Annotated in this window: 10 protein-coding genes; 3 read left to right on the forward strand and 7 right to left on the reverse strand. The window is 70.9% G+C overall.

Annotation, left to right across the window (positions count from 1 at the left end):
- Positions 1–535: hypothetical protein (locus tag ACTIR_RS24240; protein ID WP_034240940.1), on the forward strand; the 535-nt coding region annotated here is incomplete at its 5' end.
- Positions 536–602: 67 nt separating this feature from the next.
- On the forward strand, positions 603–1,469 hold the full coding sequence (gene purU / locus ACTIR_RS0118485) for a formyltetrahydrofolate deformylase (RefSeq protein WP_034240943.1): 867 nt from the start codon (positions 603–605) through the stop codon (positions 1,467–1,469).
- A gap of 110 nt (positions 1,470–1,579) precedes the next feature.
- Here purU and ACTIR_RS0118490 read toward each other — a convergent pair whose 3' ends face one another.
- From ACTIR_RS0118490 to ACTIR_RS24245, 3 genes are all read right to left on the reverse strand, one after another.
- Complete coding sequence (locus tag ACTIR_RS0118490; RefSeq protein WP_026455392.1) at positions 1,580–3,007, reverse strand: ATP-binding protein; 1,428 nt, start codon at positions 3,005–3,007, stop codon at positions 1,580–1,582.
- Positions 3,008–3,081: 74 nt separating this feature from the next.
- Positions 3,082–3,306 (reverse strand): MbtH family protein, encoded by a 225-nt coding sequence (locus ACTIR_RS0118495; protein ID WP_026455393.1) that lies wholly within the window; start codon positions 3,304–3,306, stop codon positions 3,082–3,084.
- Positions 3,303–4,751 carry a lysine N(6)-hydroxylase/L-ornithine N(5)-oxygenase family protein gene (locus tag ACTIR_RS24245; protein ID WP_052583949.1) on the reverse strand — a complete coding sequence of 483 codons (1,449 nt, stop codon included), beginning with the start codon at positions 4,749–4,751 and terminating at the stop codon, positions 3,303–3,305. Before ACTIR_RS24245 ends, ACTIR_RS0118495 begins: the two co-directional genes overlap by 4 nt.
- 182 nt (positions 4,752–4,933) lie before the next feature.
- Here ACTIR_RS24245 and ACTIR_RS0118505 point away from each other — a divergent pair, with 182 nt between their 5' ends.
- Entirely contained in the window at positions 4,934–5,869 is a 936-nt protein-coding gene (locus tag ACTIR_RS0118505) for a methionyl-tRNA formyltransferase (protein ID WP_026455394.1), read from the forward strand.
- A gap of 120 nt (positions 5,870–5,989) precedes the next feature.
- On the opposite strand, the gene ACTIR_RS0118510 is transcribed toward ACTIR_RS0118505, so the two are convergent.
- The 4 genes from ACTIR_RS0118510 to ACTIR_RS0118525 form a co-directional block, all read right to left on the reverse strand.
- Positions 5,990–6,988 (reverse strand): NADP-dependent oxidoreductase, encoded by a 999-nt coding sequence (locus ACTIR_RS0118510; RefSeq protein ID WP_026455395.1) that lies wholly within the window; start codon positions 6,986–6,988, stop codon positions 5,990–5,992.
- Positions 6,985–7,431: an SRPBCC family protein gene (locus ACTIR_RS0118515; RefSeq protein WP_026455396.1), complete on the reverse strand. Its 447-nt coding sequence runs from the start codon at positions 7,429–7,431 to the stop codon at positions 6,985–6,987. The genes ACTIR_RS0118510 and ACTIR_RS0118515 overlap by 4 nt, the downstream gene beginning before the upstream one ends.
- A 92-nt stretch (positions 7,432–7,523) precedes the next feature.
- Positions 7,524–8,075 (reverse strand): YbaK/EbsC family protein, encoded by a 552-nt coding sequence (locus ACTIR_RS0118520; protein WP_026455397.1) that lies wholly within the window; start codon positions 8,073–8,075, stop codon positions 7,524–7,526.
- Positions 8,076–8,141: 66 nt separating this feature from the next.
- Positions 8,142–8,438 (reverse strand): DUF2516 family protein, encoded by a 297-nt coding sequence (locus ACTIR_RS0118525; protein WP_007024384.1) that lies wholly within the window; start codon positions 8,436–8,438, stop codon positions 8,142–8,144.
- Positions 8,439–8,533: the final 95 nt, after the last annotated feature.

Here is an 8,533-nt window from a genome sequence, read left to right on the forward strand (position 1 = left end):
CGACCCGCCGCGGCTGGACTTCGCCCGGGGCGGCTTCGAACTGGCGGGCACCCGCCCGGCGGTGGTGCGCGCGTTCAACGTGCTGCGCCAGTACGACGAGGCCGACGTCGCGCCGTCGTGGCGGGCGATGCTCACCCGGCTCGCACCGGACGGGGTGCTCGTCGAGGGCACCTGCGACGAGCTCGGCAGGCTGTGCTGCTGGGTGACGCTGACCCGGCAGGGGCCGCGCACGCTGACCCTGTCCTGCCGCCCGGACACGTTGGACCGTCCGTCCACACTGGCCCAACGCCTGCCGAAGGCCCTGATCCACCGCAACGTCCCCGGCGAGCCGATCCACGCGTTGCTGTCCGCATTGGACCACTGGTGGGCGGTCGCCGCCCCGTACACCGTGTTCGGGGCGCGGGCACGCTGGGCGGAGACGGTCCGGTTGCTGGCCGGGCAGGGCTGGCGGGTCCTCGGGCACCCGGACCGGCGCAGACTGGGCGAGCTCACCGTCGCCTGGGACACGGTGGCCCGGGACACGAGCGCAGCCTGAGATCTCCCTCCCGGCCGTACGCCACCACGGCCGGGGCGCCGCGCGGACGCGCCGGCGAACGGTGACAATGTGGGGCGTGCCGCAGCGCCAGTACGTGATCACGTTCGGCTGTCCCGACCGCACCGGGATCGTCGCCCGCATCGCCTCGTTCCTCGCCGAGGTCGGCGGGTGGATCGTCGAGGCCGCCTACCACACCGACCCGGACACCGGCTGGTTCTTCACCCGCCAGGTCGTCACCGCCGACTCGGTCCCGTTCGACGTCACCGAACTGCGGGCGCGCTTCGCGGGGGTGGCCCGGTCACTGGGGTCGGAGACCGACTGGCGGATCGACGACACCGGCGAGCGCCGCCGCGTGGTGCTGCTGGTCTCCCGGGAGGGGCACTGTCTCTACGACCTGCTCGGCCGGGTGGCCTCCGGCGAGCTGGACGTCGACGTGCGCGCGGTGATCGGCAACCACGACGTGCTCGCCGACGTCACCCGCGCGCACGGCATCCCGTTCCACCACGTGCCGTTCGGCGACGACAAACCCGCCGCGTTCGCCGAGATCGCCCGACTGGTGGACGAGCACGACCCGCACGCGGTGGTGCTGGCCCGGTTCATGCGGATCCTGCCGCCCGAGCTGTGCGCGGCGTGGGCGGGCCGCGCCCTCAACATCCACCACAGCTTCCTGCCGTCGTTCGTCGGTGCCCGGCCCTACCACCAGGCCCACACCCGCGGGGTGAAACTGGTCGGCGCCACGTGCCACTACGTCACCCCGGACCTCGACGCCGGACCGATCATCGAACAGGACGTCATCCGGGTGGACCACCGGGACACGGTGACCGACATGGTGCGCAAGGGCCGGGACATCGAGAAGATCACCCTCGCCCGCGGCCTGCGCTGGCACCTGGAGGGCCGCGTCCTGGTCCACGGCAACCGCACCGTGGTGTTCTGAGCGCGAATGGGGGCGGGTCACCTTCTTCGATCCGCCGTCCGGCCCGGTGGATCACGCAGGTTCGGCCGCACCGCGCGTCACCGGGATCGACGACCTCCCGGGTCCCGCGCTCACGCTGTGCGCCAGGCGCTGAGCAGATCCTCCGGGGTCAGGGTCCGGACGCCGTCCACCGTCGAGCCGGACCGGCTGACGGCGAACAGCGGGGTGTCGTCGTCGGCGCCCGGGAGTTGCGACCGGTGCCGGACGAGCCGGGCGAGGTCGTGGCCGTCGAACGGGTGGTTCTGCAGCCACTTGATCGAACCGGCCAGTGTCACCCGTTTCGCGACCGGCTCCCGGTCCGCACCGACGAGATCGATCTCCGGGTCGTTGCTGCGGGTCCAATAACCCCCGAACACCTCCGTGCCCTCGGGGAACATGGTCGGTGACAGACGGCGCAGCGACTCGCGGACCACCGGTTCGATCGCACGTCCCCGCCAACTCGTCCAGGAGGAACGGACACGGTCGAGCACCAGATCGCCCCGGCCCCGCTCGATGTCCGGCAGGCCGGCCCCGAGGAACGCGAGCCAGAACCGCAGATAGGGATCGCTGACGAGGTAGCGGGTCTCCCGGGACGGCCGGGTGGACAGCGGGACCGTCGCCTCGATCACCCGTTTGGAGATCAACAGTTGGAGTGCCCGATTCAACGACCCCTGCGGCAGTCCGCCGGCGGCCCGACCGATCAGGGAGAAGGTCCGTTCCCCCGATCCGATGGCGGTGAGGACCCGTCTGGCCTGCGCGTCGTCCGGGAACTCGGCCGCGAGCGCTCGTTCGGCGCTGACCAGCAGAGCCGAGACAGGATCCCGCACGGCTTCGGCGAGGTACGTTTCGAGATCGGCCCCCTCCGGCCACTCGTCCAGGATGAGTGGCAGCCCGCCGGTGACCAGGTAGGCGTCGAAGGCCTCGGCAGGTTCGACCCCGAGCATGTCGGCGACATCGGCCGGGGTGAGCGGGGGCACCACCATCTCGGACGCGCGCTGGTGGAACGGGCGTCCGTAGTCGTTGAGTGCCTCCATCATCGCCAGGTCCGACCCGATTCCGAGCAGCAGAACCGGTCGACGGGACAGTTCGCGATCGAATGCCTTCTGCAGGGTCCCCTCGAAACCGGGATCGTTGGCCACGAGATACGGAAGTTCGTCGAGCACCACCACACTCGGCCGGTCGGCCGGCAGTGCGGCCGCGAGCAGTCGCAACGCGGCGTCCCAGGAGGTGGGCATCTGCCCCTCGACGATGTCGCGGCCCGGGAGATCGGACGCGAGCACGGATTCGGTGAACAATCCGAGGTCGGTCGCGACGTGCGGTTGTGCGGACGCCGTGAAGAACAGGGACGGCACACCCGCCCGCTCGACGAACTCTTCGACCAGACGCGACTTGCCGACCCGCCGACGCCCCCGGATCAGCAGCGCCCTCCCGGGACGGTTCGCCCTCCCGCCCTTGGCGACCCGGTCGAGAAGACGGTTCAGGACCGCCAGTTCGCGCTCACGGCCGAGGAAACCCGTCACGACACGCTCCGAACGCCAGGGTGACCCTCACGAAAAGACTCTCATTGATGAGACTATCACGCGTGATAGTCTCATCAATGAGAGTGTTCTGCGTCACTCTCCGCGGCCCGGAGGCTCGCGGGGCGCAGGTCGGTCCAGTGCTGCTCGACGTGGTCCAGGCAGGCCTGCCTGGTGTCCTCGCCGTACACGACCCGCCATCCGTGCGGCACCTCCGCGAACGACGGCCACAGCGAATGCTGTCCCTCGTCGTTGACCAGCACGGTGAACCGGCCCTCGTCGTCGTCGAACGGACTGCTCATCGCGACTCTCCCCTCGTCGTCGGGTGCTCCCCGGGTTCCGGCGCCGCACCGCGGGCGCCGACGGGTGTCAACAACTCCCGCGCGTCCCCGGCCGGACCCGGCCCGCCGTGTCCGGCCCGCTGCCGGGTGAGCAGCGACTCCAGGATCTCTCCGGAGCGCACGGCGTTGTTGGACAGCAGGGACGCCGTGATGCCGTGGGTGTGTTCGACCTCGCCGCCCTGCACGTAGATGCCCGCGCGCACGCCGGGGACGGTGGCGACCCGGTAGTCCCGGTCCGCGCGCAGCCTGCCCTCGGCGTCGGTGCGGCAGTAGGCGGCGGTCTCCCCGAGCAGCGCGGCGGCCGGGCTCGGGCGGTAGCCGGTGGCGCACACCAGCACGTCGGCGTCCAGCGTGGTCGTCTCGCCGGAGGTCAGCGACTCGATCCCCACCCGGACCCCGCTGTCGTGCTCGCGGACGTCGGTGACCCGGCTGGTGGCGAACATCCGCAGCCGCTCGGTGCCGAGCACCCGTTCCCGGTAGTGCCGCCGGTACAGCTCCTCGATCAGCTCGAGGTCGACGACCGAATAGTTGGTGTTGGCGTGCCGGTCCAGCAGTCGCGTCCTGGTCTCGGCGGGTGCGGCGTGGAACTCGTCCACGGTGGCGGGGTCGAAGACACGGTTGGCGAACGGGCTGTCGTCGGCGGGGCTGTAGCCGAACCGCGCGAAGACCGGGCAGACCTCGCAGCCGGGGAACCGGTCGTGCAGCAGGGCGGTGGTCTCAGCCGCGCTCTGCCCCGCGCCCAGCACCACGCAGCGCGCGGGCGCGTCGAGGGCGTCCACCCGGTGCAGCAGCTCGCTGTTGTGCCAGACGCGGTCCGAGGCACGCACGCCGTCCGGCAGGCGCGGGCGGAGCCCGGGGGCGAGCACGACGTTGCGGGTCCGGTACCGGGCACCGTCGGCGGTGTGCACGTCCAGGGCGACGATCTCGGTGCCGGACGTCGCGGCCGGATCGCCGGGGCGGTCGGGCCCGCCGGGCCCGGCGTCCACGGACACCGGGCGCACGGCCACGACCTCGCTGTCGTAGGAGACGAGGTGGTCGACCCGGCTCGCGGCCCACTCGAAGTAGTCGTGGAACTCGACCCGCAACGGGAACAGCGTCTTGTGGTTGACGAAGTCGACGAGGCGGCCGCGTGCGTGCAGATAGGACAGGAAGCTGAAGTCACTGCTCGGGTTCCGCAGGGTGACCAGGTCCTTGAGGAAGGACACCTGCATGGTGGCGTCGTCGATCAGCATGCCGCGGTGCCAGCCGAACCCGGACCGGCGCTCCAGGAACCGGGCGTTCAGTTCCCGCCCGCTCCCCACAGCCCGGTTGTGCTCGTGGACCGCGACGGCGAGCGCGAGATTGGACGGTCCGAACCCGACTCCGATCACGTCGTGGATCTCCGAGCCGTCCCGCGGCTGTGTCATGGCATCCCGTCCCCTCGCGAACCCGGTCGTCTCCGAACATAGGACACGCTAACGTAGGTTAGCCATACCTTAGTTACTCCGATCGTGGGTGATCCTCGCCGTGCCGGCGACGCCTTGCGAACTTAGGAAAGGCTTGCTTAACTTGGCGCGCCTGGATGTTCGCCGACCGACCGGAGGGGCCGATGCGGATCGTGATGTTCGGATATCAGACCTGGGGGCACCGCACCCTCCGTGCGCTGCTGGAATCCGGGCACGAGGTGGCTCTGGTGGTCACCCACCCGCAATCCGACCACGCCTACGAGCGCATCTGGGCGGACTCGGTGGCCGACCTCGCCCGGGAGCACGGGGTCGACGTGGAACTGCGGGACCGGCCGGACGCCGCGCTCGCCGAGCGCATCGCGGAGACCGATCCGGACCTGATCGTGGCGAACAACTGGCGGACCCGGATCCCCCCGGAGATCTTCCGCCGTCCGCGCCTGGGGACGTTGAACGTGCACGACTCGCTGCTGCCCGCCTACGCGGGCTTCTCCCCACTGATCTGGGCACTGATCAACGGCGAGAAGGAGGTCGGCGTCACCGCGCACATGATGGACGACGAGCTCGACGCGGGCCCGATCGTGCGACAGAAGGCCGTCGAGGTCACCGCGGAGGACACGGCGACGGACCTGTTCCACAAGACCGTCCCGTTGATCGAACCGCTCGTGTCCGAGTCGTTGGAGCTGCTGGCATCGGGGCGCGCCGAGCCCGTCCCGCAGGACCGCGCGCGGGCGAGCTTCTTCCACAAACGGTCCGTCGAGGACGGTCGGATCGACTGGACCTGGCCCGCCGAGGACATCGAGCGGCTGGTGCGGGCGCAGTCCGACCCGTACCCGAACGCGTTCACCCATTACCGGGGCGAGCGCCTCCGGATCACCCGGGCGTCGGTGTCGACGGGCCGCTACGGCGGCACACCGGGCCGGGTGTTCATCCGTGAGGGGGACGGCATCGTGATCGTGGCCGGCTCCGACGCCCGCCGCGGCCGCAACCCCGGCCTGGTCGTCGAACGCCTCCGCACCGACGACGACACCGACCACGCCGCCACCGACTACTTCACCACGATGGGCGGCTACCTCGGCTGAGCACGCTGCGTCGTTGCCGTGAGGGGCACTTTCCCTGCGCCGAATGCAGGGAAAGTGCCCCTCGCTGCGCCCAGCGCAGGGAGAGTGCCCTTCACGGCAACACCCGTGGGTGCGGGGTGCTCAGAGGCGGACGAGCATTTTGCCGGTGTTGGCGCCGGCGAGGAGGTCGAGGAAGGCCTGCGGGGCGTTGGCGATGCCGTCGACCACCGTCTCGCTGTACGTCAGCTTCCCGTCCTTGACCAGCGGGGCCACGTCGCGGAGGAACCGCGGGCGCGCGTCCTCGTGGTCGGCGACCAGGAACCCGCGCATCGTGAACCGCTTGGCGATGATCTGCGACAGGTTCCGCGGCGCCGGGGTCGGCTCGGTGGCGTTGTACTGCGAGATCATCCCGCACACCGCGATCCGGCCGTGCAGGTTCAGCTGCGCGATGGCCGCCTCCAGGTGGTCGCCGCCCACGTTGTCGAAGTAGACGTCGACCCCGTCCGGCGCGGCCTCGGCGAGCAGGTCGCGCACGGAGCCGTCCTTGTAGTTGAAGGCGGCGTCGAACCCGACCTCGTCGGTGAGCCAGCGGACCTTCTCCGCCGAACCGGCGCTGCCGACCACACGGGCCGCACCGTTCAGCTTCGCCAGCTGCCCCACCAGCGAGCCGACCGCCCCGGCGGCGCCGGAGACGAACACGGTGTCGCCCTCGCGGAAGTTCGCGACGTCGAACAGCCCCGCGTACGCGGTGAGCCCCGGCATCCCCAGCACGCTCAGGTACGCCGACACCGGCGCGGCGTCCGGGTCGACCTTGGCGACGCGGGAGCCGTCGACCACCGCGTGGGTGCGCCAGCCGAGCGCGTGCAGCACCACGTCCCCCTGGGCGAGCCCGTCGGCGTTCGACTCGACCACCTCGCCGAGCGCACCGCCGTCCATCACCTTGCCCACCTCGTACGGGGCGACGTAGGACTTCGCCGTGCTCATCCGGCCCCGCATGTAGGGGTCGACCGACATCCAGGTGTTGCGCACGAGGACCTGCCCGGGCCCCGGGCTCGGCACGTCGACCTCGACGACGGAGAAGTTGTCCAGGGTCGGCGCGCCGTGCGGGCGCGAGGCGAGTCGTACTTCGGTCGCGGTCATGAGGACTGCCGCACCTCCTGCTCCAGGTTGGCGAGAACGCCGTCGTAGATTCGTTTCAGGCCCTTGGGCGCGAACAGTCCCTCGAAGAATCCCCCGATACCGCCCGCGCCCTGCCACGTCGTCTCGATCCGGACGAGCGACCGGGAACCCGCCGACCGCACGGTCCACGTGGTGACCATGGTCGAGTTCGCGTCGGTCTCCACGACCGTGCCGGACTCCGGTTCGCTCACCGTGGCGGCCACGTCGCGGACCCGTTTCGACGTGGCCTGCAGCTTCCACCGCGCCTCGGTGCCCGCACCCGTACCGCCCGCGAGAACCTCGTAGTCGCGGTAGTGCTCGGTCAGGATGCGCGGCCTGACCTCGCGGTATTCGGCGACCCGTTCGAGGACCCGCTCGGCGGGGGCGTCGATCGTGCGCTCGGCGACCGCCGTCACCTTGCCCATACTCCTGCCTTTCCCGTGCTCGTTCTCCCCCGTGGCGTCCGCACGGGGGTGTGCCACCGGGTACCCGGACGGACCCGTTCCCGCGTCCCGGCTCAGCGCGCGAGGCCGTCGACGACCTCGGCCCCCGGCAGGGAGGCCAGCAGTCGGCCGGTGACCAGGAGCTTGCCACCGCGCGAACCGCTGCCGATCACGAGCTCCGGGGAATCGGCGACCGCGGAGTCGACGAGGATCGGCCAGTCGGACGGCAACCCGATCGGGGTGATCCCGCCGTAGGCCATGCCGGTGAGCTCCACCGCCTCGTCCATCGGTGCGAACGACGCCTTGCGCACGTCGAGCCTGCGCCGGACGGCGTTGTTCACGTCCGCCCTGGTGGTCGCCAGCACGAGCGCCGCGGCGTACCGGGTCTGCCCACCCCGCTTCCCCGCGACGACCACGCAGTTGGCCGAGGCCGACAGCGGCGAGGAGTAGGTCGCGCAGAACTCGGCGGTGTCGGCCAGCTCCGGGTCGATCTCGACGACGCCCACCGGTTCGGAGCCGGCGGTGGTCAGTTCGGTCAGCGCCTCGGCGACCGGTGCGGCCAACAGGTCGGGGCGCTCGGTTGCCGGAACGGGCGTGAGGGTGCCCGCGATCTCCCAGTGACTCACACCCTCACCGTACGCGCTGCCGCGACGGAACTAAGCGTGCGCTCACTCACCCGGGAAACGAGCAGGTCACCACGGCGATCCGCCGCGCTGCACCTCGATCAGCTTCGGTCGCACGTCGACCATGTAGACCAGGACGGCCACGATCGCCGCGATCCAGAAGATCATGCCCGCCCCGAAGAACTGGAACAGCAGCAGAGCCAGCGTGGCACCACCGGTGATCGCCATCCAGACGGGCTTGCTCTTGCGGTCCGCGGCCGTGAAGGCGTCGGGCCGCTGCATCACGGCGTGGACGAACGCGACCAGACCGACGAGCGTGCCGGCCCAGTCGATGACCCAGGTGATCCAGTGAGCGAGTGTCGGCACGGTCCCAGCCTACGTCAGTATGTCGAGTCAGCGGGGAGCGTCCGACCGCACCGCACCACGGCGCGGTCGTGCCCCCGGTTCCGGCCGCGCCGGTC

This window comes from Saccharomonospora iraqiensis subsp. iraqiensis (genome assembly GCF_000430445.1).
Taxonomy (GTDB): domain Bacteria; phylum Actinomycetota; class Actinomycetes; order Mycobacteriales; family Pseudonocardiaceae; genus Saccharomonospora; species Saccharomonospora iraqiensis.

Excerpts from the sequence above, each read along its gene's own strand:
- ACTIR_RS0118515 (WP_026455396.1), bottom strand. The coding sequence starts at position 7,431 with ATGGGCAAGGTGACGGCGGTCGCCGAGCGCACGATCGACGCCCCCGCC.
- purU (WP_034240943.1), top strand. The coding sequence starts at position 603 with ATGTGGGGCGTGCCGCAGCGCCAGTACGTGATCACGTTCGGCTGTCCC.
- ACTIR_RS0118505 (WP_026455394.1), top strand. The coding sequence starts at position 4,934 with ATGCGGATCGTGATGTTCGGATATCAGACCTGGGGGCACCGCACCCTC.
- ACTIR_RS24245 (WP_052583949.1), bottom strand. The coding sequence starts at position 4,751 with ATGACACAGCCGCGGGACGGCTCGGAGATCCACGACGTGATCGGAGTC.
- ACTIR_RS0118510 (WP_026455395.1), bottom strand. The coding sequence starts at position 6,988 with ATGACCGCGACCGAAGTACGACTCGCCTCGCGCCCGCACGGCGCGCCG.
- ACTIR_RS0118495 (WP_026455393.1), bottom strand. The coding sequence starts at position 3,306 with ATGAGCAGTCCGTTCGACGACGACGAGGGCCGGTTCACCGTGCTGGTC.